Here is a 24,988-nt window from a genome sequence, read left to right as displayed (position 1 = left end):
ACAAAAAACCCCGCCGCTGCGTGAGCAGCCGCGGGGTTTTTACTGAAGGCTTCGCTCAGCGTGCGTGCGAGTGATGCTGTCCGTGCCCGTGCGTATGCGGCTGCAGCAGCACGAGCACCGCACCGGCGCCGCCGTCATGCGGCCGCGCCTGGCAGAACGCGATCACTTCTTCCTTCTGCACGAGCCACGCACGCACCTTGCCCTTGAGCACGGGCTCCTTGCCCACGGAGCCGAGCCCCTTGCCGTGAATCACGCGCACGCAGCGCAGCCCGCGCTTGCCCGCCTCGCGGATGAAGGTTTGCAGTGAATCGCGCGCTTCCTCGCGGCGCATGCCGTGCAGGTCGAGCTGCGCTTGCACGATCCACGCACCGCGCCGCAGCTTCTTGACGACTTCCTCGCTCACGCCGGGACGGTGGTAATAGAGCGAGTCGTCGGTATCGAGCAGGGCTTCGGGGTCGAAGTCGTCGGAAATCGCTTCGTGCAGGACCGCCTGCTCGTCGAGACGCGTTTGCAGTGGCAGCGGCACGGGTGCTTCGCGGCGCGGCTGCGCGCGCGGCGGCTGCTTGAGCGGCGCGATCTGGCCGATTTCGCGGCGGAACAGGTCGCTGTCGGCGGCGGCTTCCACGCGCGCCGCCTGGGCGGCCGCGCGTTCACGCTCGCGCTGGCGCGTTTGTGTTTTGAGCGCTTCGCGCAGGCTGCCGAGGCCGGCGAAGCCCGTGGCGGCCTTGCCGGGTTCGGGGGCGGGCTCGGGCGCGATGCTTGGCGCGGCAGGGCGCGTGGGGGCGGGGCGCTTGGGCTCGCCCGGATGGGGCACGTTCTTGGGCATGGCGAAAGACGCTGGATGAATCTCAGTGGCGTGCGTTCAGCGCGGCACGCGAAAAACGCTGCAAAAAAGACGGCAAAAAACGCTGTAAAAGCAAAGGGCCGCCGGCTGGCTGGCCGCGGCCCTCTCTCGGTGCGCCGTCTGGTTTAACGACGCTATTTTAACGGCTCGCGCGGATCGATCAGCGCTCGGCTTCGGCGCTCATCACGTGCGCCCCGATCTCGCTGACGGTTTCCAGATAGCGCTGCGCGTCGAGCGCGGCCATGCAGCCCGTGCCGGCGCTCGTGATGGCCTGGCGATAGACGTGGTCCTGCACGTCGCCGGCCGCGAACACGCCCGGCACGCTCGTGCCCGTGGCGTTGCCGTTCAGGCCGCCGTTCGTGATGATGTAGCCGTTCTTCATCTCCAGCTGGCCTTCGAAGATGTCGGTGTTCGGCTTGTGGCCGATCGCGACGAACACGCCCTGGAGATCGAGGTCGGTGGTTTCGCCCGTCTTCGTGTTCTTGATGCGCAGGCCGTTCACGCCGCCCTCGTTGCCCTTGACTTCGTCGAGCACGTGATCCCACTTGATCTCGACGACGCCTTCCTTTTCCTTTTCCAGCAGGCGGTCGATCAGGATCGGCTCGGCGCGGAACTTGTCGCGGCGGTGGATGACCGTGACCTTCTTCGCGATGCCGGCGAGATAAAGCGCTTCCTCGACCGCCGTGTTGCCGCCGCCGATCACCGCGACGTGCTGGTTGCGGTAGAAGAAGCCGTCGCAGGTCGCGCAGGCGGAGACGCCGCGGCCCATGAAGAGCTCTTCGCTCGGCAGGCCGAGGTATTGCGCCGATGCGCCCGTCGCAATGATGAGCGAATCGCAGGTGTACTCGCCCGAGTCGCCGATCAGGCGGATGGGCTTCTCATCGAGTTTGGCCGTGTGAATGTGATCGAACACGATTTCCGTGTTGAAGCGCTCGGCATGCTCGAGAAAACGCTGCATCAGTTCCGGGCCCTGCACGCCGTTCGGATCGGCGGGCCAGTTTTCCACATCGGTCGTGGTCATGAGCTGGCCGCCCTGGGCGAGCCCGGTGACGAGCAGCGGCGAAAGGTTCGCGCGCGCCGCATAGACGGCTGCCGTGTAGCCGGCGGGGCCGGAACCGAGAATCAGGACTTTGGCGTGTTTGGTTGCGGACATGATCGAATTCCGTAGAAGGCGCTGCGTGGCGCGGGTTCCCGGGGCCGGCGGCCTGGTGCAGTTAGCTGAATCCTCAGGCGGCCGCCGGTGAGTGCGGCGGGGCACACGCAGGTAGTTGGGCATCAGCCCGCAATTATAAAGGCCGGGAGCTTTCGCCGCGCTATCAAGGTTTTTCATCGGCGCGATAGCCTGGGTTCGGCGCCGGCGGCGCCGTTGCCAGTTACCCTCATTTACAGCGTTGAGGCAGCCGGGGTCTAAACAACGCGTTTACAATAGGCCGGATCAGACGTCGGCGGCCGCGCCGGTCTGCCGGAGCCCCCGGCAGTGCGCCCGGACCGCGCAAGCATCAAGAATCACCAGGATTCAATGGCCAAAGCTCCTTTTTCCGCGCAGGCGCAGGCATTGCCTAATCGCATGTCGCGTCTTTTCACCGAAATCCGCTGGATCCTGCAGGTCGCGCTCGGCGTGTTCCTGCTGATGGCGCTCATCAGCTACAGCCGCCGCGACCCGAGCTGGACCCACGCCGCTCAGGTCGACCATATCTCGAACTGGGCAGGGCGCGTCGGCGCATGGACCTCGGACATCCTGCTGCTGCTGTTCGGCCTGTCCGCCTATTGGTGGGTCGTGCTGCTCGCGCGCCACATTTCGAAGAATTACCAGCGCATCACGCGCCACGAAGCGCTCCCCGAGGACGACGACGAGAAACCGCGCGACCACGGCTGGATCGCCGAAGGCTTCGCATTCGTGCTCGTGCTGCTCGCCTGCGACGGCATCGAGGCGCTGCGCATGTGGTCGCTCAAGGTGCAGTTGCCGCGTGCGCCGGGCGGCGTGGTGGGCGAGGCAGTGGCGCGCGGCGTCTCCAGCGCGCTGGGCTTTACGGGCGGCACGCTCGCGCTGTTGCTGGCGCTTGCGATCGGTTTGTCGCTGTATTTCCGTTTTTCGTGGCTGAGCGTGGCCGAAAAGGTCGGCGAGTCGATCATCAATGCCGTGACGATGGCGCAACTGCGCCGCGAAGCGGGCCGCGACCGCAAGCTCGGCGAGGCCGCCGCGGTCAAGCGCGAAGGCAAGGTCGAGCGCGGCCGCGTGAAGATCGAGGAGCACGAGCCGGTCACGATCGTGCCGCCCGTGGTCACGCCGCAGCGCTCCGAGCGCGTGGAGAAGGAGCGTCAGGTGCCGCTCTTCACCGATCTGCCGGGCGACTCCACCTTGCCGCCGATCTCGCTGCTCGACCCCGCGCCCAAGACTCAGGAAACGATCTCCGACGATACGCTCGAGTTCACCTCGCGCCTGATCGAGAAGAAGCTCAAGGACTTCGGCGTGGACGTGGCCGTGGTGGCTGCGTATCCGGGCCCGGTCGTCACGCGCTACGAGATCGAGCCCGCCACCGGCGTGAAGGGCAGCCAGATCGTGGGCCTCGCGAAGGACCTCGCGCGCTCGCTTTCGCTCGTTTCGATCCGCGTGGTGGAGACGATTCCGGGCAAGAACTACATGGCGCTCGAGTTGCCGAACCAGCGCCGCCAGACCGTGCGCCTGTCCGAAATCCTCGGCTCGGCCGTTTATGCGGACGCGCCTTCGGCGCTCACCATGGGTCTGGGCAAGGACATCGGCGGCAAGCCGGTTTGCGCCGATCTCGCGAAGATGCCGCACCTGCTCGTGGCCGGCACGACCGGCTCGGGCAAGTCGGTGGGCATCAACGCGATGATCCTCTCGCTGCTTTACAAGGCGAGCGCCGAGCAGGTGCGCATGATCCTCATCGATCCGAAGATGCTCGAAATGAGCGTGTACGAGGGCATTCCGCATCTGCTGTGTCCGGTCGTGACCGACATGCGCCAGGCCGGCAACGCGCTGAACTGGACCGTCGCCGAAATGGAGCGCCGCTACAAGCTCATGAGCAAGCTGGGCGTGCGCAATCTCGCGGGCTACAACAACAAGATCGACGAAGCGAACAAGCGCGAAGAGAAGATTCCGAATCCGTTCAGCCTCACGCCCGACGATCCGGAGCCGCTGCAAAAGCTGCCGCACATCGTCGTGGTGATCGACGAACTGGCCGACCTCATGATGGTGGTCGGCAAGAAGGTCGAAGAGCTGATCGCGCGCATTGCGCAGAAGGCGCGCGCCGCCGGCATTCACCTGATCCTCGCGACGCAGCGGCCTTCGGTGGACGTGATCACCGGCCTCATCAAGGCCAACGTGCCGACGCGCATCGCGTTCCAGGTGTCGTCGAAGATCGACTCGCGCACGATTCTCGACCAGATGGGCGCCGAGTCGCTGCTCGGCATGGGCGACATGCTCTATCTGCCGCCCGGCACGGGGCTGCCTGTGCGCGTGCACGGCGCATTCGTGTCCGACGACGAGGTGCACCGCGTCGTCGACAAGCTCAAGGAGCAGGGCGAGCCGAACTATATCGAAGGCATTCTCGAAGGCGGCACGGCGGGCGAGGGCGACGAAGGCTCGGCGAGCGCTTCCGGAACCGGCGACGAGTCCGACCCGCTCTACGATCAGGCCGTCGAGGTGGTCATCAAGAACCGGCGCGCGTCGATCTCGCTCGTGCAGCGGCATCTGCGCATCGGCTACAACCGCGCGGCGCGCCTGCTCGAACAGATGGAGCAATCGGGACTCGTTTCGGCGATGTCTTCGAGCGGCAACCGCGAGATTCTCGCGCCCACGCGCGAGGTCGATTGAGTCTGCCTTGAGTCCGCGCGCATGACGGCGCGAGCACTCAGGGTGGTCGCATGGAAGTTTTTGGAGAACGACAGATGCAGTTTCCGGTTGGACAACAGACCCGTTTGACGCTGGGCCGCGCGGGCCGCGCAATCTTCGTCGCGCTTGGCGCGTCGCTCGTGATGGCGTCGCACGCCTGGGCGAGTGGCACCGATCAACTGAAGCAGTTCGTCTCGCAAGTGCACGCCGCGCGCGGCAACTTCGTGCAGCGCGAGCTCAAGACGCCCACCAACGCGAAGAACGCGAGCGATGCCATTGCCACGGCCACGGCGAACGCCAAGACGTCGAGCGGCACCTTCGTGTTCTCGCGTCCCGGCAAGTTCATCTGGACCTATGAGAAGCCGTATCAGCAACTGCTGCAATCCGATGGCGACAATCTCTATGTCTACGACAAGGACCTGAACCAGGTCACCGAGCGCAAGCTCGGCGGCGCGCTTGGCGCGAGCCCGGCGGCCATCCTGTTCGGCAGCAACGATCTGGACAAAAACTTCACGCTTTCCGACGCGGGTGTGAAGAACGGCATCGACTGGCTGCAACTGGTGCCGAAGTCGAAGGACACGCAGTTCAAGAGCGTGGGCATCGGCTTTCGTGACGGCAACCTTGAAGCGATGGAACTGCACGACGTGTTCGGCAACGTGACGTTGCTCACGTTCTCCAACATCGAGAAGAATCCGTCGCTGCCGGCGTCGGCGTTCAAGTTCGTGCGGCCCAAGGGCGCCGACCTGATTACGGGTGGCGGGAACTGATTTTCGCGGCGTGATGTGATGCGGCAAAGAAGAGGGGGCGGCTCGATTGAGCCGCCCCCTTTTGTTTCTTGTTATCTGCTTACGCAATCAGGCCGAAAAGCGCACCACGCCTTTCTCGTCGATCGTGCGCTTGAGCTTGCCCGCGAACCACAGCAGATGCAGATGCGCGAGCGCTTCGCCCATCGCGAACGTCAGCTGATGCATGTCGAGCGCGCGCTTGAACATGAGCGGCACGATGTCGGCGGCGCTTTTTGGCGTGTGCGCACAGGCCTCCATGACTTCGGCGAGCCGCGCGTCGTGGTGCGCGCGCAGTTGGCCGATGCGCGTGCGCACGCCGCGAAACGGCTTGCCGTGCGAGGGCAGCACGAGCGTGTCTTCGGGCATGGCCTCGTAGCGACCGAGCGACTCGAGGTACAGGCCGAGCGGGTTGCCTTCCGGCTCCATGTCGAACACCGATACGTTGGTCGAGATGCGCGGCAGCACCATGTCGCCCGAGATCAGCACGCCAAGCGATTCGCACAGCAGCGCGCAATGTTCGGGCGAATGGCCGTAACCCGTAACGACGCGCCAGCCGCGGCCGCCGATCGTGACCGTGTCGGCCTCGCGCAGGCGGCGGTATTGCCCCGGCAGCGCAGGTACGAGATTGGAGTAGTAATTGCGGCGGTTGCGCAGTTGCTCGAGCGAGGCTTCGTCGCTCACGCCGTGGCGCGCGAAATGGCGCGCCGCGCCTTCGCCGCCCGCGTTCGAGCCGTTGCCCGAGGCCAGCACGCACGCGCTCATGTATTCGCCGAGCGTCGTCCACAGGCGCACGTCCCAGCGCTTCTTCTCGCCGCCCGCGCAAATCCAGTGCGCAAGGCCGATATGGTCCGGATGGCAGTGCGTGACGAGCACGCGCAGCACCGGCAAGCCTTCGAGCTGGGTTTCGAACACCTGCTCCCAGCGCGCCTTGATCGTATCGTCGGTGATGCCGCAGTCCACCACGGTCCAGCCTTGCTGGCCGTCGATCTCGTCGCGCAGCAGCCAGAGGTTGATGTGATCGAGCACGAAGGGCAGCGGCATGCGCAGCCATTTCACGCCGGGCGCGACTTCGAAGGCGAGGCCGGGCTCGGGCAGGGTATCGGCGAAAGGATAGTCGAGCTGGTGTTCGAGGGCGTTCATTGGAGAGTCGTCTCGCGTCGTTATGGTGGACTGTGGGCGGCTGGCGCCGCCGCTTCGCCTCATTGTCGCTGCATTGCGCCATTCCTGCAGGCAGTTCGGGAGAGTGTTCCGATACGCGGCACAAACCGGCTGTTGCGCAACCCTTGAGTTGACGATAACGTAAACGTCGACTCCAACGATAGCCCTTCTGCCCGGTCGAGCCCGAACCCGGCTTGCGCGAGGCGCGCTTTTTCCACATGACCCAGTACACGATTACCGAGCTTGCCCGCGAATTCGACGTGACGCCGCGTGCGATCCGCTTCTACGAGGATCAGGGCCTGCTCGCGCCGAGCCGCGAAGGCGCGAGCGGACTCAAGCGCGTGTTTTCGGGGCGCGACCGCACGCGGCTGAAGCTCACGCTGCGCGGCAAGCGCCTCGGCTTCACGCTCAACGAGATCCGCGCGCTGCTCGATCTCTACGACTCGCCCACCGATACGCAGCCGCAGCTCCAGGCGTTTCTCGCCACCGTCGTGCGCCACCGCGAGCTACTGGAGCGCCAGCGCGCCGACCTCGACGCCACGCTCGAAGACCTCGCGCAGTACGAGTCGCAGGCGCGTGCGCTGCTCGCGAAGAACGGTGCCGGCGAGCGGATCGCGCCGCACACCTTGCCCGACGATCAGTAGCCGGCGCTGGCCCGTCATTGCCCATTTCTGCACGTTCCTGCACCAAGCCGCCGAGCCGAGGTGAATGCGTCATGAGACATTTCCCGAAACTGCTTTCATCGCAGATCGGCTTCGACGTTGCGCAGACGATGCTCGAGGGCTTCGACCATCATTACCGCAACTTCTGCGCGGTGGCCGTGCGGGCGCGCGAATGCTTCGAGGCGCGCGACTGGCACGGCCTGCAGCAACTCGCGCGCGAGCGCATCGCCTCTTATGACGAGCGCGTGCGCGAGTGCGTGGTGGCGCTTGAAGACGAGTACGACGCGGAAAACATCGACGACGAGGTCTGGGAGCAGATCAAGCTTCATTACATCGGCCTGCTGACGACGCACCGGCAGCCCGAGTGCGCCGAGACGTTCTTCAACTCGGTGTGCTGCAAGATCCTGCATCGCTCGTATTTCAACAACGATTTCATTTTCGTGCGGCCCGCGATCTCAACCGAGTACATCGAGAACGACGAGCCCGCGGCCAAGCCCACCTATCGCGCGTACTATCCGGCCAGGGACGGGCTGGCGGCCACGCTCGCGCGCATCGTCACGAATTTTCAGCTCGAAACGCCGTTCGAGGACCTCGCGCGCGATGTGGACTGCGTGATGCGCGCGATGCTCGACACCTTCGGCGTGGTCGAGCCCAAGCCCAACTTCCAGATTCACGCGCTCGCTTCGCTGTTCTTTCGCAATCAGTCAGCGTACATCGTCGGGCGCATCATCAACGGCGATCTGCTCGCGCCGTTCGTAGTGCCGATCCGTCACACGCCAGGCGGCATGCTCGTGCTCGACACTGTGCTGCTGCGCACCGATCAGTTGCTGATCATGTTCAGCTTCTCGCACTCGTATTTCCTCGTGGATATGGGCGTGCCGTCCGCCTACGTGGAGTTTCTGCGCACGATCATGCCGCGCAAGGCGAAGGGCGAGATCTACACGTCGCTCGGGCTGCAGAAGCAGGGCAAGAACCTGTTTTATCGGGATCTGCTGCACCATCTCTCGCATTCGAGCGATCAGTTCGTCGCCGCACCCGGCATTCGCGGCATGGTGATGATCGTGTTCACGCTGCCATCGTTTCCGTACGTGTTCAAGGTGATCAAGGACAGCTTTCCCGCGCCGAAGGAGACCACGCGTGAGCAGGTGGAGGCGAAGTATCAGCTCGTGAAGCGTCACGACCGGCTCGGGCGTCTGGCCGATACGCTCGAATATTCCAGCGTCGCGCTGCCCGTTGCGCGCCTCTCCGAGGCGCTCGTGCGCGAACTCGAAACGCTTGCGCCTTCGATGATCGAGTACGAGGGCGACAATCTCGTGATTCGCCACCTCTACATCGAGCGCCGCATGGTGCCGCTCAACATCTGGCTGCAAAACGGCAGCGACGAAGAGGTCGAGCACGGCATCCGCGAATACGGCAACGCGGTGAAGGACCTGATGCGCGCGAATATCTTTCCGGGCGACATGCTCTACAAGAATTTCGGCGTGACGCGCCACGGCCGCGTGGTGTTCTACGACTACGACGAAATCGAGTATCTGACCGAATGCAACGTGCGCGCGGTGCCCGCGCCAGTTCATGAGGAAGACGAATTATCGAGCGAGCCATGGTACGGAGTCGGTCCGCGCGATATTTTTCCGGAGACGTACCGCACCTTCCTGCTCGGCGATACGCGCGTGCGGCGCTATTTCCTCGAGCATCACGCGGACTTCTTCGACCCCGCGCTATGGCAGCAGAGCCAGGCGCGCCTGCTGGCGGGCGAGGTGCCCGACTGCCTGCCATATGACGCGGCGGTGCGTTTTCGCACGCGCTATCCCGAGCGCTTCGCGCCGCACGAACAACGTACAGACTCGAATTTCGCATCGTCGATTGATTGAAAAAGGAGAGAGAGCATGAGTGAGACGCAGATGGATCCAGTGGTGATCGTGGCGGCGGCGCGCACGCCGATGGCGGGCTTTCAGGGCGATTTCGCCGCATTGAGCGCGCCGCAACTGGGCGCGGCGGCGATTGCGGCCGCGCTCGAGCGCGCGGGCCTGAAGCCCGAGCAGATTGACGAAGTGGTGATGGGCTGCGTGTTGCCTGCCGGCCTGGGCCAGGCGCCCGCACGCCAGGCGGCGCTCGGCGCGGGCCTGCCGCTCGCGGCGGGCGCGACCACGGTGAACAAGATGTGCGGCTCGGGCATGCGCGCGGCGATGTTCGCGCACGACATGCTGCTGGCGGGCTCGGCCGAAGCGATCGTCGCGGGCGGCATGGAGAGCATGTCGAACGCGCCGTATCTGCTGCCCAAGGCACGCGCGGGCATGCGCATGGGGCACGGCCAGGTGCTCGATCACATGTTCCTCGACGGCCTCGAGGACGCCTACGACAAGGGCCGCCTCATGGGGACGTTTGCGGAGGAGTGCGCGGGCGAATTCGCTTTTTCGCGCGAGAGCCAGGACGCCTTTGCGATCGAGTCGCTCAAGCGCGCGAAACGCGCCAACGAGGACGGCTCGTTCGCCTGGGAGATCGCGCCGGTCAAGGTGGCCACGCGTGCGGGCGAGACCATGATCGAGCGCGACGAACAGCCGTTCAAGGCCAATCTCGACAAGATCCCGACGCTCAAGCCCGCCTTCAGCAAGACCGGCACGGTGACGGCCGCGAATTCCTCTTCGATCTCGGACGGTGCGGCGGCGCTCGTGATGATGCGCGAGTCCACGGCGAAGCGCCTCGGCGTCACGCCGCTCGCGCGCGTGACGGGCCATTCGACTTTCGCGCAGCAGCCCGCGAAATTCACGACCGCGCCGGTGGGCGCGATCGCGAAGCTCTTCGAGAAGACCGGCTGGAAGGCCGCCGACGTCGATCTCTACGAGATCAACGAGGCGTTTGCCGTGGTCACCATGGCCGCGATGAAGGAGCACGATCTGCCGCATGAGAAGGTCAATGTGAACGGCGGCGCGTGCGCGCTGGGCCATCCGATCGGCGCATCGGGCGCGCGCATTCTCGTTACGCTGATCGGCGCTCTGCGCGCGCGCGGTCTTAAGCGCGGCGTGGCGACCCTATGCATCGGCGGTGGCGAAGCGACCGCAATGGGCGTCGAACTCATGTAGGCTTCCGAGTGACGGGCGCCGCACGCAGCGGCGCCTCCCATCGCTGGCACGCGGCGCTGCATAGCCGCGGCACCCAGAAAAGGCGGCGACATGAAAACAGCGTTGATTGTGGGCGCGTCGCGAGGCCTCGGCCTCGAGTTCGCGCGCCAGTATGCGAAGGCCGGCTGGCGCGTGCTGGCCACGGCGCGCTCCGAGGCAGCGCGCACGGCGCTCAACGCGCTGGGCGCGCAGGCGTTCGCGCTCGACATCGCGCGGCCCGAGGACATTGCCGCGCTCGGCGCGAAGCTCGAGGGCGAGCGGCTCAACGTGGCGCTCATCGTTTCCGGCGTCTACGGCCCGCGCACCGAGGGCGTCGAAGCCATCAACGCCGAAGACTTCGAGTACGTGATGAACACCAACGTGCGCGGCCCGATGCAGCTCATCCCGATTCTGCTGCCGCTCGTCGACGCGGCGTTCGGCGTGCTTGGCGTGCTGTCGAGCCGCATGGGCAGCATCACGCAGACAACCGGCACGACGGGCTGGCTCTATCGCGCGAGCAAGGCGGCCTTGAACGACGTCATCAAGATCACCTCGCTGGAGACGCGCCGGGCGACTTGCATCGCGCTGCATCCGGGGTGGGTGCGCACGGAGATGGGCGGCGCGCAGGCGGCCATCGACGTGACGGCGAGCGTCGCCGGCATGCGCGAAGTGGTGGCGGAAGCCGCGGCGGCACGCGAGGTCTTCAACGGACGCTTTTTCCAGTACGACGGGACCGAGCTCGATTGGTGAGCGCCCGATCCACGCAATATCCGCGCAATAATTGCGCAGCCATTGCACGTAGGGGCCGCAGCGCTGGCGCGAGCGGCCCTTGTTTTTTTGTTCTGCTGAAAGCGCACGAAGTGCGTGAGAAGGATCGATATTGAATGTCTGCTCAATCCACGCGCGCGAAGCGCCCGCTCGAATGTCCTTGCGGCGGCGCCGCCCCCAACCTGAAATCGGGCGCCAAGCCCCCGCGCTTCGCCGATTGCTGCGGCCGCTTTATCGACGGCGGCGCGCTGCCCGCCACGGCGCTCGAACTGATGCGCTCGCGCTACACGGCCTATGTGCTTGGCGAAGCCGGCTACCTGCGCGCGACCTGGGCCGCCGAGACCTGTCCCGCCGATCTCGACGTCGACCCCGATGCGCCCGGCGCGCCGCGCTGGCTCGGGCTTGCCGTCAAGCGCCACGAGCCCATCGACGAGACGCATGCGCGCGTCGAGTTCGTCGCGCGCCACAAGAGCGGCGGGCGCGCCTTTCGTCTGCACGAACTGAGCCGCTTCACGCGCGGCGACGACGGCCGCTGGCGCTACGTCGACGGCGACATCCTCGAAGGCTGAGGGCAGTCCTTGCGCCGCTGCCGTGGCGGCTAAAACAACGCCTTTATAAACAATCACTTAATGCAAAAAAACGGGGCCTTAGCGAGCGGCGACATATGACTGTGTGAATGATCGTTATTTCGCCGCGGCTCACGACCGCCCCGAAATCCCGCTATGCGCCGCGCGTCAAGGTATACGAGGAACTGGCCCTTCGTTGGCACGCCTTATGCCGGGTTACCCCTGAATTGCGCAACAAATAATTGTCGTGCGACGATGCAATCACGGTGCTCGTTACGCCACGTAAGCAAGTGTTGAAAAGACATTTCTCGCGGCGATCACAAGACGGGTGCTGGCGGCGGATCTGAAAGTTTGCAGATCGGCGCCGCACAGGTGTTCCGATCCGTGTTCTCCCCCGCAGCATCGGTTGCGACCACGCCAGGCCTCCCGGCCAGGCGCGCCGTGTGCTGTTGTGCCCGCAGTGGGCAGGGGACGTTCGCGCAGTGGTTCGGTACGCAGATTGACGGCGGTTTTTTCGCAGGCGGGTGTTGCGCATGGCGTTCAGGAAGCTTCTTACCGGATGGGCGATGGCCGGCACGGCGTGTGTGCTGTCGGTTGCTCATGCAGCGTCGCTTTCCGACCCGGCTGCCGCCGCCAGCGCTCAGGCAGCGCTGATGTCGACGCCGTCCGCCACGCATTCGAACGCGCATCGCGACGCCTCGCAAGGCGCGGCTGCGTCGTTCGCCAACGGCCCGCTCGGCAGTGCGAACGTGCCGCGCATCGCACTCGGCGACACGTATCTGCCCGTCGTGCGCGCCGACATGAATCAGCAGATCATTCACATTCCCGTGGCCGGCGACCCGAGCGTTACGCTCGAAACCACGGTCTACCGTCCCGACGGTCCTGGCCCGTTCCCGATGGTGGTGTTCAATCACGGCAAAATTCAGGGCGACCCGCGCATGCAGCCGCGCAGCGACCCGACGTCGTTCGCGCGCGAATTCGTGCGCCGCGGCTACGTGGTCGTCGCGCCGAACCGCCGGGGTTTCGCCGGCTCGGGCGGCGACTATCAGCAAGACGGCTGCGACGTCGCGAGCAACGGCCTGGGCCAGGCCGCCGACGTGGCCACCACGGTCGACTACATGGCGAAGCAGCCGTACGTGGACGCGAGCCATATCGTCGTCGCCGGCACCTCGCATGGCGGTCTCGCGACCATGGCCTACGGCACCGAAGCCGCGCACGGCGTGCGCGCGCTCATCAACTTCTCGGGCGGCCTGCGCCAGGACGCTTGCACCGGCTGGCAGAACAACCTGACCGAAGCCTTCGGCGATTACGGCGCGAAGGCCCGCGTAGCCTCGCTCTGGCTCTACGGCGACAACGATTCGGTGTGGACGTCCGATCTCGTTACGCGGATGTTCGCGGCGTTTCGTTCCGCGCAGCCGGGCGCGGGCGCGCAACTCGTCGATTTCGGCTCGTACAAGAACGATGCACATCGCCTCGTGGGCGACCGCGACGGCGTGCAGGTCTGGTGGCCCAAGGTCGAGGCGTTCCTGGCGAACCAGGGTATGCCCACGGCCGTGGAATATCGCGTAGCGACGCAAGCCGCGCCGCGCGCCACGGGCTACGCATCGATCGATTCGGTGAGCGCGGTGCCGTTCCTCGATCAGGCGGGCCGTGACGGCTATCGCAACTTCCTCAAGCAGTACCCGAGCCGTGCTTTTGCCGTGTCCGATTCGGGCGCATGGTCGTGGGCCGAGGGCGGCGACAATCCGATGGCTGTCGCCGTTGCGAACTGCCAGAAGCACAGTTCGGATCCGTGCCGCCTCTACGCGGTGAACAGCCATGTCGTGTGGTCTAACGACACCGCCACGGCGCAAAACGACAACGCCGACGACGGCAATGCCGTTGCCGCCGATGCGGATACCGCACACGCACTCGCGAGCCGTTAAGCGCGCCTGACGCATCGCTGGCGCGCGCATCGTCGCGCTGCCACCGCTCCCTCGTTTCCCTCGTTTTTCCCACTATTTTCTCACCGCTGTTGCGCTCCTGCCTTCGCGCTCGAGTTCGACCGCGGCGTACGCGCTCGTCTTTTTCGGCGTGCGGCCGCAGATTTTTTTGCACAAGCGCGCTTCACTTTGCCGTCGTCATCTGCGGGCATTTCGGGTCTTCGCAAAAGAACTGTGCGCAGCTGTCCCGAACCGCGCCGAACCTCGTGCGAGCGGGCCTTTCAAGGCCATTTCGGGGGTAGTGCATTGCGGAATTGAACGCGTTAATCTCGGGCCCGTTGCCTGGCAGGACACCAGCAGGACACACCAGCAGGAGCCGTATTTGAACTCGCATTCCTACCCCGCCAACGACGCCTGGATCGCGCGCAGCCTGCGCGCCGTCTGGCATCCTTGCACCCAGATGAAGCACCACGAGCGCTTGCCGCTCGTCGCCGTCGCGCGTGGCGAAGGGCCGTGGTTGTACGACCATGAAAGCCGGCGCTACCTCGACGCCGTTAGCTCGTGGTGGGTCAATCTGTTTGGCCACGCCAATCCGGTAATCAACGCCGCGCTCAAGGCGCAACTCGACACGCTCGAGCACGTGATGCTCGCGGGCTGCACGCACGAGCCCGCAGTCGAACTCGCCGAGCGCCTGAGCGCGCTCACCGGCGGCACGCTCGGCCATGCGTTTTTTGCGTCCGATGGCGCCTCGGCGGTCGAGATCGCGCTGAAGATGAGCTTTCACGCGTGGCGCAATCAGTGTGCGAGCGACAAGCGCGAATTCGTGTGCCTGGCCAACAGTTATCACGGCGAGACCATCGGCGCGCTTGGCGTGACGGATGTGAAGCTCTTCAGGGATGCTTACGATCCCCTTTTGACTCACGCGCACGTGGTCGCGTCGCCCGATGCGCGCACGGCGCGCGAAGGCGAGAGCGCCGCTGACGTGGCGCACCGCGCGCTCGCGGACGTCGAGCGTGTGTTCGCCGAGCGCGAAGGGCGCATCGCGGCGCTGATCGTCGAGCCGCTCGTGCAGTGTGCGGCAGGCATGGCGATGCACGATCCCGCGTATCTCCGGGGCCTGCGCGCGCTGTGCGACCGCTACCAGGTGCATCTGATCGCCGACGAAATCGCCGTGGGCTGCGGGCGCACGGGCACGTTCTTCGCATGCGAGCAGGCTGGCATCTGGCCCGATCTGCTCACGCTCTCGAAGGGCATCAGCGGCGGCTACCTGCCGCTGTCGATCGTGCTTTCGCGCGACGAAATCTACGCGGCCTTCTACGACGACGACACCGCGCGCGGCTTCCTCCATTCGCATTCGTACACGGGCAATCCGCTCGCCTGCCGCGCGGCGCTTGCAACGCTCGATCTCTTCGAGCGCGATGGCGTGCTGGCCGCGAACGCCCAAAAATCGAAGCAATTGCGCGAAGCGTTTGCACCGCTCGAGCAGCATCCGCTCGTGCGCGACCTGCGCCAGTGCGGCACGATTCTCGCGTTCGACGTGGCGATCGACGACGCCGAGCGCGCGCGCACGTTCTCGCGCCGGTTCTTCGAAAACGCGCTGCAGCGCGAGCTGCTGCTGCGCCCGATCGGCACGACGGTCTACGTAATGCCGCCATACATTCTCGACGCCGGAACGCAAGCGCACCTGGCCGCGCGCACGCGCGAGACATTCGACGCGACTGTCGCGGAGGACCTCTGATGCACTTGCTGCACACACTCGAACAAAACCTGCGCGAACTCGATGCGCAAGGCCTGCGCCGCCGCCGCCGCACCATCGATTCGCCGTGCAGCGCCCATATGGTTGTCGATGGCCGCGAGAGCATCGGCTTCGCGAGCAACGACTACCTCGGGCTGGCTGCGCATCCGCGGCTCGTCGCGGCGCTGGCCGAGGGCGCGCAGCGCTACGGCGCGGGCAGCGGCGGCTCGCATCTGCTGGGTGGCCATTCGCGCGCCCACGCGCAACTCGAGGACGATCTCGCGGCGTTCGCCGGCACCTTTGTGGATGCGCCGCGCGCGCTGTACTTCAGCACCGGCTACATGGCGAATCTGGCTGTGCTCACCGCGCTCGCGGGGCAGGGCACGACGCTCTTTTCCGATGCGCTCAATCACGCCTCGCTGATCGACGGCGCGCGGCTCTCGCGGGCCGAGATCCGGATCTATCCGCACGCGGACATGGACGCCTTGAGCACGATGCTCGAAGCGTCGGACGCGCGCGCGAAGGTGATCGTGAGCGACACGGTGTTCAGCATGGACGGCGATGTCGCGCCGCTCGCGCGTCTGGTCGAACTTGCCGAAAAGCATGGCGCATGGCTGGTGGTCGACGACGCGCACGGGCTTGGCGTGCTCGGCCCGCAAGGGCGCGGCGCGCTGGCCGCAGCCGCGCTGCGCTCGCCGAACCTCGTGATGGTCGGCACGCTCGGCAAGGCGGCGGGCGTTTCGGGCGCGTTCATCTGCGCTCACGACACGGTGATCGAGTGGCACGTGCAGCGCGCCCGTCCGTACATCTTCACGACGGCGTCGTCGCCGGCGGTCGCGCACGCGGTCTCCGCGAGCCTGCAACTGATTGCGGGCGAGGAGGGTGACGCGCGGCGCGCTCATCTGAATCATCTGATCGGGCGCACGCGCTCGATGCTCAAGGAAACTTGCTGGCGGCCCGTCGATTCGCACACGGCAGTGCAGCCGCTCGTGGTCGGCGCCAACGAGGCCACGCTTGCGCTGCAAGCCGCGCTCGAGCGCGATGGTCTGTGGGTGCCGGCGATTCGTCCGCCGACGGTGCCCGCCGGCACCTCGCGGCTGCGCATTTCGCTCTCGGCTGCGCATTCGGACGCCGACCTCGACCGTCTGAACGCGGCGCTGCAACGCGCGAGCCTTGAAGAGCAACGGCAAGAGCAACAGCAGGCGCAAGAGGGCGCGCGATGAGCACTGTAAAGTATTCGCTTTTTGTCACCGGCACCGATACCGAAATCGGCAAGACTTTCGTGAGCGCGGCGCTCTTGCGCGGCATGGCGCGAGCGGGCCTGCGCGCGGCGGCGATGAAGCCCATCGCTGCGGGTGCATACGAGCGCGAAGGCGTCTGGCACAACGAAGATGCCGACCAGCTCGACGCTGCCGCGAGCGTGCTGCTTCCTGCGGAAATGCGCACGCCGTTTTTGCTCAGGGAGCCGGCCGCGCCGCACATTGCCGCCGCGCTCGAAGGCGTGACGCTGGACATGGCGCGCGTCGTGCAATGTTTCGGCGAGGCACGCGAGCGCGCGGACGCCGTGGTGGTGGAAGGCGTGGGCGGCTTTCGCGTGCCGCTCACGGCGACGCAGGACACCGCTGATCTCGCGGTTGCGCTGAATCTGCCGGTGGTGCTCGTCGTGGGCATGCGACTGGGCTGCATCAGCCATGCGCTTCTCACCGCCGAGGCGATCGCCGCACGCGGCCTCACGATCGCGGGCTGGGTCGCGAACCGCATCGACCCGGCCATGACCTTCCCGCAAGAAAACATCGACGCGCTGCGTGAGCGCCTGGCCGCGCAGTTCGGCGCGCCGCTCATCGGCGTCGTGCCCCGTATGCCCGGCGCTCATACGGCTACGTTGGCCGAGCTCGCCGCAGAACACCTGAACATCGACGCGTTGCTCGCGCGGCTCGACACTCTCGCGCCTGCATCCGAATCCCTGTCGCCTCTGTAAAGAAGGACCCCTACACCATGACCGAAGCTCATATCGACATTACCGCGCTCAAGAAAAGCGCGCCGCACGCACCAGCACAAGACGAAGCCGCCGCGCGCTGGCGCGTCGCCGACGTCGCCGCACTCTACGAACTGCCGTTCAACGATCTGATGTTCCGCGCGCAGCAGGTGCATCGCGAGCATTTCGACGCGAATGCAGTGCAGCTTTCCACGCTCCTGTCGATCAAGACCGGCGGCTGCGAGGAGGATTGCGCATATTGCCCGCAGTCGTCGCATCACGATACCGGGCTCGACGCGAGCAAGCTCATGGACGTGGACGCCGTGCTCGACGCCGCGCGTGTGGCGAAGGCGAACGGCGCGACGCGCTTTTGCATGGGCGCGGCATGGCGCAATCCGAAGGACCGCCATCTCGAGCCGATCAAGGACATGATTCGCGGCGTGAAGTCGATGGGGCTCGAAACCTGCGTCACGCTCGGCATGCTCGAAGCGCATCAGGCGAAGGCGCTCGCCGACGCGGGCCTCGATTACTACAACCACAACCTCGACACCTCACCCGAGTTCTACGGCCAGATCATCTCGACGCGCACCTACGAGGACCGCCTCGAAACGCTCGAGCGCGTGCGCGACGCGGGCATCAACGTGTGCTGCGGCGGCATCGTCGGCATGGGCGAGTCGCGCCGCGAGCGCGCGGGCCTGATCGCGCAGCTCGCGAACATGGAGCCGTATCCGGAATCGGTGCCCATCAACAATCTCGTGCAGGTGAGCGGCACGCCGCTCGAAGGCACCGAGCCGCTCGATCCGTTCGAGTTCGTGCGCACGATCGCGGTCGCGCGCATCACCATGCCCAAGGCGATGGTGCGTCTCTCGGCCGGCCGCGAGCAGATGGACGACGCGCTTCAGGCGCTGTGCTTCATGGCGGGCGCGAATTCGATTTTCTATGGCGATCAGTTGCTCACGACGGGCAACCCGCAAGCCGAAGCCGATCGCCAGCTGTTGCAGCGTCTGGGCATCAGCGCGCAGACGGCGCAGGCATTGCCGGCGGATGTGCATGAGCACCATGACCATCATGCGCACGGCGGCTGCGGCCACTGCGAATAAGTCTGTCGAAGCGCACCGCTGAAAAGACAAACGCCACGCGATGAAGCGTGGCGTTGTCGTTTGGAGCACTATCGATGCAGGCGCGGTTTAAGCGTAAGCTGCGCGCCGACGCCCCGCGAGCACGACATAGCACAGCGCGCCGGTCACGAGCGCGGGCAGCGTCGCACCGAGATTCGGCAGCCACTGGTTGAGCGCCTGGTACGCGCCAAAGCCGATGCCCCACGCGACAAACGCGGTCACGTGCCAGCCGCCCGAGTAACCGTAGATGCCGCTCAGATCGGCAAGTGCATGGGCGTCGATGCGCCGGCGGCGCACGATGAAGTGATCGGCGAGCACGACGCCGAAGAGCGGTGCGAACACCGAGCCGATGAAGAGCAGGAAGTTCTCATAGCGCGCCATCGGCACGACGAGGCCGATCAGCGTGCACAACGCGCCGAACGCCGCCGAGAGCCACGGCACGCTGCCGCGCGTCCAGAACGTGCCCGTGGAAACCGCGGCCGAGTGAATATCGGCGAAGGCGTTGTCGATTTCGTCGATCAGCACGAGCAACAGCGCAAGGCCGCCACCGGCTTTCGCGAGCGCCGTGGTGAGGAGCGCGTCGCCGCCGCCCGCCGCGAGTCCGTAGATCGCGCCGAGCGCGTAGAACCACAGGTTCGCGATGCCATAGCCGAGCAGCGTGCCGCGGAACGTCTCGCCCGCGCGGCGGCCGAAGCGCGTGTAGTCGGCGATGAGCGGCAGCCACGACAGCGGCATCGCGACCACGAGGTCGATCGCGCTGCCGAACGGCATCTCGCCAGTGCCGGGGCGGCGCATGAGCGCGCCGATGTCGTGCTGCACGAGCAGACTCCACGTGAGCCAGGCGGCACCCGCGAGCAGAAGCCAGATGCCCCAGGTGCGCAGGAAGCGGCGCACGAACGAGAGCGGGCCGCTCACGGCGAGCAGCGTGGCCAGCAAGCCGAAGATCACCGTCCACACGAGCGGAATCGACAGGCCGAAGGCTTGCTTGGCGAGCGCATCGGCGGAATCGCGCATCACGATGATCTCGAACGAGCCCCAGCCCACGAGCTGCACCATGTTGATGACTGCCGGCACCGACGCGCCGCGAATGCCGAGCGTCGGGCGCAGCGACGACATGGCGGCAAGGCCCGTGTCGGTGCCGATCACGCCCGCGAGCGCGAGGAGCACGACGCCGATCACGCTGCCGATGCCGATCGCGGCGAGCGCATGGGGCAGCGAAAGCCCCGGCACCAGCAGGGCGCCCGCCTGGGCGACCAGCAGGCCGATGCCGAGCGAGAACCAGAGCGCGAAGGCGTCGCCGATGCGGAACTGGCGGCGCGCGTCGGGCACGGGCACGTTGGGCGCGTAGGTCGAGCCGGCTTCGCCGGAGCTGGCCGCGCCGGCCTGCGAGTCTAGAGTCATCGGTAAAACGGTCCTCTGTGTCGTTTGTCTTATCTGATGTTTGGCGGGGCCGGCCATCCGGGCAGCCAGCGAAGGCGGGCATCGGTCGCATATCGGCAGCAGCCAGGCACGGCATCTCGCGCAACCGCCCAGGCTGTCATAATGCACGACTGCATCCGTCATGGCAGGCCGTTTTCGGGCGCGCGAACAGCGCCTCGGCAATGGCCCGGCCCCGGCAAAGCCGACATTATCGCGAAAACGTCATGTTTGAAGAAACCCGTGCCAACGTCCCGCTCGCCGAGCGGTTGCGCCCGCGCTCGATCGACGAAGTCATCGGCCAGAAGCATCTGCTCGGGGCCAACAAGCCGCTGCGCGTCGCCTTCGAGTCGGGCGAAGCGCATTCGATGATCCTCTGGGGGCCGCCCGGGGTCGGCAAGACCACGCTCGCGCGCCTGATGGCCGATGCCTTCCACGCGCAGTTCATCGCGCTCTCGGCGGTGCTCTCGGGCGTGAAGGATATCCGCGAGGCCGTCGAGACGGCGCAGATGCACCGCGCGCATGGCCATCAGACGCTCGTGTTCGTCGATGAAGTCCATCGCTTCAACAAGAGCCAGCAGGACGCCTTCCTGCCTCACGTGGAGTCGGGCCTGTTCGTATTCATCGGTGCGACGACCGAGAATCCGTCGTTCGAGGTGAATAGCGCGTTGCTTTCGCGCGCGGCGGTCTACGTGCTCAAGAGCCTCGACGAAGACGAGCAGGGCGAGCTGCTTGCGCGCGCGAGCGCGGAGCTGGGCGGCCTCACTTTCACGGAGGAAGCACAAAAGGCGCTGATCGGTTCGGCCGACGGCGACGGGCGCAAGCTGCTGAACAACCTCGAAATCGTCGCGCGGGCGGCCGCGCAGCAGAAGAAGCGCGAGATCGACGGCGAGCTGCTCGGCAGCGCGCTCGCCGAAAATCTGCGCCGCTTCGACAAGGGTGGCGACGCGTTCTACGATCAGATCAGCGCGCTGCACAAGTCGGTGCGCGGCAGCAATCCGGACGGCGCGCTCTACTGGTTCTGCCGCATGCTCGACGGCGGCGCCGATCCGCGTTATCTGGCACGACGCATCGTGCGCATGGCGTGGGAGGACATCGGCCTCGCCGACCCGCGCGCGGCGCGCATCACGCTCGACGCCTCGGAGACCTACGAGCGGTTGGGCTCGCCCGAGGGCGAGCTGGCGCTCGCGCAGGCCGTCATCTACCTCGCGGTCGCGCCGAAATCGAACGCGGGTTACATGGCATACAACGAGGCGCGCCGCTTCGTTGGCAAGGACCAGTCGCGCGCGGTGCCCGTCCACTTGCGCAATGCGCCCACCAAGCTCATGAAAGAGCTGGGCTACGGCCACGAATACCGCTACGCGCACGACGAACCCGATGCCTACGCGGCCGGCGAGACCTATCTGCCCGACGGCATGCGCGAGCCGCGCTGGTATCAGCCCACGCCGCGCGGGCTCGAAGGCAAGATCGGCGAGAAGCTCGCGCGCCTCGCCGACCTCGACGCGCAATGGCGCGACGAGCATCGTGACGAAATCCGCGAGCGCAAGCGCAAGGGCTAGCCCCCGCCGGTGCGCTAAAATCGACGCTTCACACAACGACACTGCGTCTCACAATCCCATGCTCGACATCCAGTTGCTGCGCAAAGACCTCGACGGCGTCGCCAAGCGCCTCGCCGACCGCGGCTATACCCTCGACGTCGCGGCGTTTTCCGCGCTCGAAGCGGAACGCCGCGCCATCCAGACCCGCACCGAAGAACTGCAGGCGCGCCGCAACAGCCTGTCGAAGCAGATTGGCGCGATGAAGGGCCGCGGCGAGGATACCTCGGCGGTCATGGCCGAAGTGGGCGGCATCGGCGACGAAATGAAGGCCTCGGCTGCGAAGCTCGACGAAATCCAGACGAAGCTTTCCGACCTGCTGCTCGGCGTGCCGAACCTGCCGCACGAGAGCGTGCCCGTGGGCCGCGACGAAGCCGACAACGTGGAAGTGCGCCGCTGGGGCACGCCGCGCCAGTTCAGCTTCGAAGTGAAGGATCACGTCGACGTGGGCGGGCCGCTGGGTCTCGACTTCGAGACCGGCGCGAAGCTTTCGGGCGCGCGCTTCACGCTGCTGCGCGGCCAGATCGCGCGCCTGCATCGCGCGCTCGCGCAGTTCATGATAGACACGCACACGATGCAGCACGGCTATACGGAGACGTACACGCCCTACATCGTGAATCCGGAAATCCTTTACGGCACGGGCCAGTTGCCCAAGTTCGCCGAGGACATGTTCCGCGTGGAGAAGGGCGGCGCCGAGAACACGGTCACGCAGTACCTGATTTCCACCTCGGAAATCTCGCTCACGAACACGGTGCGCGAGAGCATCGTCGAAGGCAGCGCGCTGCCCATCAAGCTCACCGCGCATTCGCCGTGCTTCCGTTCGGAGGCCGGTTCGTATGGCCGCGACACGCGCGGCATGATTCGCCAGCATCAGTTCGACAAGGTCGAGATGGTGCAGATCGTGGCGCCGGAAACGTCATACGACGCACTGGAGCAAATGGTCGTGCATGCGGAGACCATCCTGCAAAAGCTCGGCCTGCCGTACCGCGTGATCACGCTGTGCACCGGCGACATGGGTTTCTCGGCCACCAAGACCTACGATCTCGAAGTGTGGCTGCCGGCGCAGAACACGTATCGCGAAATTTCGAGCTGCTCGAACACCGAGGCGTTCCAGGCGCGCCGTATGCAGGCGCGCTACCGCAATGCCCAGGGCAAGCCGGAGCTCGTGCATACGCTCAACGGTTCGGGTCTCGCGGTGGGCCGCACGCTTGTCGCTGTGCTCGAGAACTATCAGGAAGCGGACGGCTCGGTCACCGTGCCGGAGGTGCTGCGTCCGTACATGGGCGGGGTTGCCCGGCTTGAAATGCAGGGCTGAACGCTCTCTTCGAGATTTTTCTCAAAGAGCCCTTGCAAAAGCCAAAATTTGTTCTATAATCTCCGCTTCTCTGGTCGCCGACCAAGGTCAGAGAAGCAGTAAAGCAATGCCGGCAGTACCCCGGAGAGGTGGCAGAGTGGTCGAATGTACCTGACTCGAAATCAGGCGTACGGTTTCCCCGTACCGTGGGTTCGAATCCCACCCTCTCCGCCAAATTCAGAAAACCCCCGCATGCCTGACGGCTGCGGGGGTTTTTGCTTTGTGGTCGCTTTTTCGGCGGCTTATTTCTTCATGTGCCCGCGTTGCTCCAGCGAGCGCAGGAAGGTGCCCGAGATCGCCGAGCCGCCGTGGTGCACGATCTTCTCGTCGACGAGCGCCCAAACCGACATCCCGGCGGCGCGCACGCGCTGGCAGAACGACAGGTCTTCCGAGAGATAGACGCCTTTTTCACCGATCGTATCGAAGAACGCGTAGAAGCGGCCATCGGGCAGGTAGGGCGCGTATTGCGAGGGCGGCCGGTAGATCTGCGTGAGCGGCGCGAGCGCAACGAGCGCATCGCGGCGGATAAGGAAGATGCCCGTGCCGATGTGGTTGACCTCGACCCAGCCGTTGCTGACCGTGCTGCTGCCTTGTTCGTTGGCGCGGATCGCCGTGTTGTACTCCACGGTTTTTTCCTGCCATTCGCGCAGCGAGAGGCCCACGTCGTCGCTCGTAATCTTCTTTTCCACATCGAAGAACCGGTACGGGCATGCGATGCCCGCTACCGGCTTGTTGCCGGCGAGGAGGCGCGGAACCGCTTCGCGCGAGAAGTCCATGTCCGTATCGAGGAACAGCACGTGCGTGAATTCGGGGTGGCTCAGGAAATAGCTTGCGAAGAAGTTGCGCGCGCGGATGATGTGCGACGAAGCCGTGTGGATGTACTCGAAGCGCACGCCGCGCTCCTTGAAGGTTTCCATCAGGCGGGCCAGCGCGATCGCGAAGTCGAAATGCACCGAGTTGTCGTAGGTGGGCAGGGCGATCAGCACGTTGAGCGGGGCGTCCGATTGTGCGCCGGGCGTGGCGCTTGTCGTGGGGGCGGAGTCAGGCTGGGTCATGGTCGGGCGTTCGGCTCACGTCGTTGTAAGATATTTCTTATTTTTAAGGGTGGCTTGTGCGCGGACAATCGGACGTATCCGAATCGGCGCCTGCTGGATGGGGGTGACGCCCCGGTACAATGGCGCTTTCTGCGCGGCTGCCCCGAATTTGCTGCGAGGCGCCTTGCGCCGCCGCGCTCACTACCCGTTCACAGCGTTCACAGATGGCCATCACTTACAAATCTGCCGACGACGTCGCGCGTCTGCGCATTTCCGGCCGGCTTGCCGCCGACGTGCTCGCCATGATTGGCGAACACGTCAAGCCCGGCGTCTCCACCGACGACCTCGACGCGATCTGCAACGACTATATCGTCAACACGCTCAAGGCGGTGCCGGCCAACGTCGGCTACCTCGGCTTTCCGAAAACGATCTGCACCTCGGTCAACTCGGTGGTCTGCCACGGCATTCCGAGCCGCAACGAGGTCCTCAAGGACGGCGACATCATCAATATCGACGTGGCCGTGATCAAGGACGGCTATTTCGGCGATACGAGCCGCATGTACACCGTGGGCACGCCGAGCACGGTCGGTCGCCAGCTCATCGACACGACTTACGAGGCGATGCTCGCGGGCATCCGCGAGGTCAAGCCCGGCGCGACGCTCGGCGACGTGGGTCACGCGATTCAGCGTCGCGCCCAGGCCGACGGTTTCTCGATCGTGCGCGAATACTGCGGTCACGGCATCGGCAAGGTCTATCACGAAGAGCCGCAGGTGCTGCATTACGGCCAGCCCGGCCAGGGCGTGCGCTTGAAGCCGGGCATGGTCTTCACGATCGAGCCGATGGTCAATGCAGGCCGCGCCGGCACGGCGGTGCAGCGCGACGGCTGGACGGTGGTGACAAAGGATCGTTCGCTCTCCGCGCAATGGGAGCACATGGTGGCGGTTACCGACGAGGGCTACGAGCTTCTCACGCCCTGGCCAGACGGCACGGGCGCGTACGAAGCCCCTTGAGCCGCGGTGCATATGCCTGTGGGGCCCCTGGGCTGGTCTGTCAAGTTCCGCGTCGGCGGTGTGCGCCGGGCAAATTTGTTAAATAAGGATTTGAC

Annotated in this window: 20 protein-coding genes and 1 tRNA gene; 16 read left to right on the top strand and 5 right to left on the bottom strand. The window is 65.7% G+C overall.

All coding sequences use genetic code 11. The features are described from left to right. Positions 1–55 precede the first annotated feature (55 nt). Both P5W98_RS10785 and trxB read right to left on the bottom strand, forming a co-directional pair. On the bottom strand, positions 56–826 hold the full coding sequence (locus P5W98_RS10785) for a Smr/MutS family protein (protein ID WP_421024521.1): 771 nt from the start codon (positions 824–826) through the stop codon (positions 56–58). A gap of 178 nt (positions 827–1,004) precedes the next feature. Beyond that, positions 1,005–1,997 carry a thioredoxin-disulfide reductase gene (gene trxB, locus P5W98_RS10780; protein ID WP_421024520.1) on the bottom strand — a complete coding sequence of 331 codons (993 nt, stop codon included), beginning with the start codon at positions 1,995–1,997 and terminating at the stop codon, positions 1,005–1,007. A gap of 366 nt (positions 1,998–2,363) precedes the next feature. Here trxB and P5W98_RS10775 point away from each other — a divergent pair, with 366 nt between their 5' ends. Both P5W98_RS10775 and lolA read left to right on the top strand, forming a co-directional pair. Continuing rightward, entirely contained in the window at positions 2,364–4,679 is a 2,316-nt protein-coding gene (locus P5W98_RS10775) for a DNA translocase FtsK (RefSeq protein WP_421024519.1), read from the top strand. A 74-nt stretch (positions 4,680–4,753) separates the two neighbouring features. After that, complete coding sequence (lolA, locus tag P5W98_RS10770) at positions 4,754–5,464, top strand: outer membrane lipoprotein chaperone LolA (RefSeq protein WP_421024518.1); 711 nt, start codon at positions 4,754–4,756, stop codon at positions 5,462–5,464. Positions 5,465–5,551: 87 nt separating this feature from the next. On the opposite strand, the gene P5W98_RS10765 is transcribed toward lolA, so the two are convergent. Next, on the bottom strand, positions 5,552–6,622 hold the full coding sequence (locus P5W98_RS10765; protein ID WP_421024517.1) for an MBL fold metallo-hydrolase: 1,071 nt from the start codon (positions 6,620–6,622) through the stop codon (positions 5,552–5,554). 236 nt (positions 6,623–6,858) lie between these two features. Here P5W98_RS10765 and P5W98_RS10760 point away from each other — a divergent pair, with 236 nt between their 5' ends. From P5W98_RS10760 to bioB, 10 genes are all read left to right on the top strand, one after another. Continuing rightward, positions 6,859–7,284, top strand: a complete 426-nt coding sequence (locus P5W98_RS10760) for a MerR family transcriptional regulator (protein WP_421024516.1) — start codon at positions 6,859–6,861, stop codon at positions 7,282–7,284. 71 nt (positions 7,285–7,355) lie between these two features. Then, positions 7,356–9,173 (top strand): bifunctional isocitrate dehydrogenase kinase/phosphatase, encoded by a 1,818-nt coding sequence (gene aceK, locus P5W98_RS10755; RefSeq protein ID WP_421024515.1) that lies wholly within the window; start codon positions 7,356–7,358, stop codon positions 9,171–9,173. A gap of 15 nt (positions 9,174–9,188) precedes the next feature. Continuing rightward, a complete protein-coding gene (locus P5W98_RS10750; RefSeq protein WP_421024514.1) occupies positions 9,189–10,382 on the top strand; it encodes an acetyl-CoA C-acetyltransferase in 1,194 nt (397 codons plus the stop codon). A 90-nt stretch (positions 10,383–10,472) separates the two neighbouring features. After that, positions 10,473–11,150, top strand: a complete 678-nt coding sequence (locus P5W98_RS10745; RefSeq protein ID WP_421024513.1) for an SDR family oxidoreductase — start codon at positions 10,473–10,475, stop codon at positions 11,148–11,150. A 134-nt stretch (positions 11,151–11,284) separates the two neighbouring features. Beyond that, positions 11,285–11,737, top strand: coding sequence for a YchJ family protein (locus P5W98_RS10740; RefSeq protein WP_421024512.1), 453 nt, complete (start codon positions 11,285–11,287; stop codon positions 11,735–11,737). Between the two features lie 530 nt (positions 11,738–12,267). Beyond that, complete coding sequence (locus P5W98_RS10735) at positions 12,268–13,659, top strand: dienelactone hydrolase family protein (RefSeq protein WP_421024511.1); 1,392 nt, start codon at positions 12,268–12,270, stop codon at positions 13,657–13,659. 379 nt (positions 13,660–14,038) lie between these two features. Further along, the gene (gene bioA / locus P5W98_RS10730; protein WP_421024510.1) at positions 14,039–15,394 is read left to right on the top strand and encodes an adenosylmethionine--8-amino-7-oxononanoate transaminase; all 1,356 of its coding nucleotides are present in this window, start codon (positions 14,039–14,041) and stop codon (positions 15,392–15,394) included. Continuing rightward, the gene (gene bioF, locus P5W98_RS10725) at positions 15,394–16,614 is read left to right on the top strand and encodes an 8-amino-7-oxononanoate synthase (RefSeq protein WP_421024509.1); all 1,221 of its coding nucleotides are present in this window, start codon (positions 15,394–15,396) and stop codon (positions 16,612–16,614) included. The genes bioA and bioF overlap by 1 nt, the downstream gene beginning before the upstream one ends. Beyond that, positions 16,611–17,369, top strand: coding sequence for a dethiobiotin synthase (gene bioD, locus P5W98_RS10720; RefSeq protein WP_421024508.1), 759 nt, complete (start codon positions 16,611–16,613; stop codon positions 17,367–17,369). The genes bioF and bioD overlap by 4 nt, the downstream gene beginning before the upstream one ends. A 17-nt stretch (positions 17,370–17,386) precedes the next feature. Continuing rightward, the gene (bioB, locus tag P5W98_RS10715) at positions 17,387–18,466 is read left to right on the top strand and encodes a biotin synthase BioB (RefSeq protein ID WP_421024507.1); all 1,080 of its coding nucleotides are present in this window, start codon (positions 17,387–17,389) and stop codon (positions 18,464–18,466) included. An 87-nt stretch (positions 18,467–18,553) separates the two neighbouring features. Here bioB and cytX read toward each other — a convergent pair whose 3' ends face one another. Next, positions 18,554–19,885 carry a putative hydroxymethylpyrimidine transporter CytX gene (gene cytX, locus P5W98_RS10710; RefSeq protein ID WP_421024506.1) on the bottom strand — a complete coding sequence of 444 codons (1,332 nt, stop codon included), beginning with the start codon at positions 19,883–19,885 and terminating at the stop codon, positions 18,554–18,556. A gap of 242 nt (positions 19,886–20,127) precedes the next feature. Between cytX and P5W98_RS10705 the strand changes: the two genes are divergently transcribed. The 3 genes from P5W98_RS10705 to P5W98_RS10695 all read left to right on the top strand — a co-directional run bounded on the left by P5W98_RS10705 (position 20,128) and on the right by P5W98_RS10695 (position 23,023). Next, positions 20,128–21,459 (top strand): replication-associated recombination protein A, encoded by a 1,332-nt coding sequence (locus P5W98_RS10705; protein WP_421024505.1) that lies wholly within the window; start codon positions 20,128–20,130, stop codon positions 21,457–21,459. Between the two features lie 58 nt (positions 21,460–21,517). Next, positions 21,518–22,810, top strand: a complete 1,293-nt coding sequence (serS, locus tag P5W98_RS10700) for a serine--tRNA ligase (protein WP_421024504.1) — start codon at positions 21,518–21,520, stop codon at positions 22,808–22,810. Positions 22,811–22,932: 122 nt separating this feature from the next. Continuing rightward, positions 22,933–23,023: transfer RNA gene (locus tag P5W98_RS10695), tRNA-Ser, on the top strand. A 68-nt stretch (positions 23,024–23,091) separates the two neighbouring features. On the opposite strand, the gene P5W98_RS10690 is transcribed toward P5W98_RS10695, so the two are convergent. After that, a complete protein-coding gene (locus tag P5W98_RS10690) occupies positions 23,092–23,904 on the bottom strand; it encodes a glycosyltransferase family 2 protein (protein WP_421024503.1) in 813 nt (270 codons plus the stop codon). A gap of 203 nt (positions 23,905–24,107) precedes the next feature. Here P5W98_RS10690 and map point away from each other — a divergent pair, with 203 nt between their 5' ends. After that, on the top strand, positions 24,108–24,893 hold the full coding sequence (map, locus tag P5W98_RS10685) for a type I methionyl aminopeptidase (protein WP_421024502.1): 786 nt from the start codon (positions 24,108–24,110) through the stop codon (positions 24,891–24,893). Positions 24,894–24,988: the final 95 nt, after the last annotated feature.

This window comes from Paraburkholderia sp. A1BS-2L (assembly GCF_051125205.1).
GTDB lineage: Bacteria > Pseudomonadota > Gammaproteobacteria > Burkholderiales > Burkholderiaceae > Paraburkholderia.
This window is presented reverse-complemented; position numbering and strand designations above follow the sequence as displayed.

Coding starts and splice junctions, on each gene's coding strand:
- P5W98_RS10745 (WP_421024513.1), top strand. CDS start 10,473: ATGAAAACAGCGTTGATTGTGGGCGCGTCGCGAGGCCTCGGCCTCGAG.
- P5W98_RS10705 (WP_421024505.1), top strand. CDS start 20,128: ATGTTTGAAGAAACCCGTGCCAACGTCCCGCTCGCCGAGCGGTTGCGC.
- P5W98_RS10750 (WP_421024514.1), top strand. CDS start 9,189: ATGAGTGAGACGCAGATGGATCCAGTGGTGATCGTGGCGGCGGCGCGC.
- bioB (WP_421024507.1), top strand. CDS start 17,387: ATGACCGAAGCTCATATCGACATTACCGCGCTCAAGAAAAGCGCGCCG.
- map (WP_421024502.1), top strand. CDS start 24,108: ATGGCCATCACTTACAAATCTGCCGACGACGTCGCGCGTCTGCGCATT.
- P5W98_RS10775 (WP_421024519.1), top strand. CDS start 2,364: ATGGCCAAAGCTCCTTTTTCCGCGCAGGCGCAGGCATTGCCTAATCGC.
- P5W98_RS10735 (WP_421024511.1), top strand. CDS start 12,268: ATGGCGTTCAGGAAGCTTCTTACCGGATGGGCGATGGCCGGCACGGCG.
- trxB (WP_421024520.1), bottom strand. CDS start 1,997: ATGTCCGCAACCAAACACGCCAAAGTCCTGATTCTCGGTTCCGGCCCC.
- bioD (WP_421024508.1), top strand. CDS start 16,611: ATGAGCACTGTAAAGTATTCGCTTTTTGTCACCGGCACCGATACCGAA.
- serS (WP_421024504.1), top strand. CDS start 21,518: ATGCTCGACATCCAGTTGCTGCGCAAAGACCTCGACGGCGTCGCCAAG.
- P5W98_RS10740 (WP_421024512.1), top strand. CDS start 11,285: ATGTCTGCTCAATCCACGCGCGCGAAGCGCCCGCTCGAATGTCCTTGC.
- P5W98_RS10690 (WP_421024503.1), bottom strand. CDS start 23,904: ATGACCCAGCCTGACTCCGCCCCCACGACAAGCGCCACGCCCGGCGCA.
- aceK (WP_421024515.1), top strand. CDS start 7,356: ATGAGACATTTCCCGAAACTGCTTTCATCGCAGATCGGCTTCGACGTT.
- bioF (WP_421024509.1), top strand. CDS start 15,394: ATGCACTTGCTGCACACACTCGAACAAAACCTGCGCGAACTCGATGCG.
- cytX (WP_421024506.1), bottom strand. CDS start 19,885: ATGACTCTAGACTCGCAGGCCGGCGCGGCCAGCTCCGGCGAAGCCGGC.
- lolA (WP_421024518.1), top strand. CDS start 4,754: ATGCAGTTTCCGGTTGGACAACAGACCCGTTTGACGCTGGGCCGCGCG.
- P5W98_RS10765 (WP_421024517.1), bottom strand. CDS start 6,622: ATGAACGCCCTCGAACACCAGCTCGACTATCCTTTCGCCGATACCCTG.
- P5W98_RS10760 (WP_421024516.1), top strand. CDS start 6,859: ATGACCCAGTACACGATTACCGAGCTTGCCCGCGAATTCGACGTGACG.
- P5W98_RS10785 (WP_421024521.1), bottom strand. CDS start 826: ATGCCCAAGAACGTGCCCCATCCGGGCGAGCCCAAGCGCCCCGCCCCC.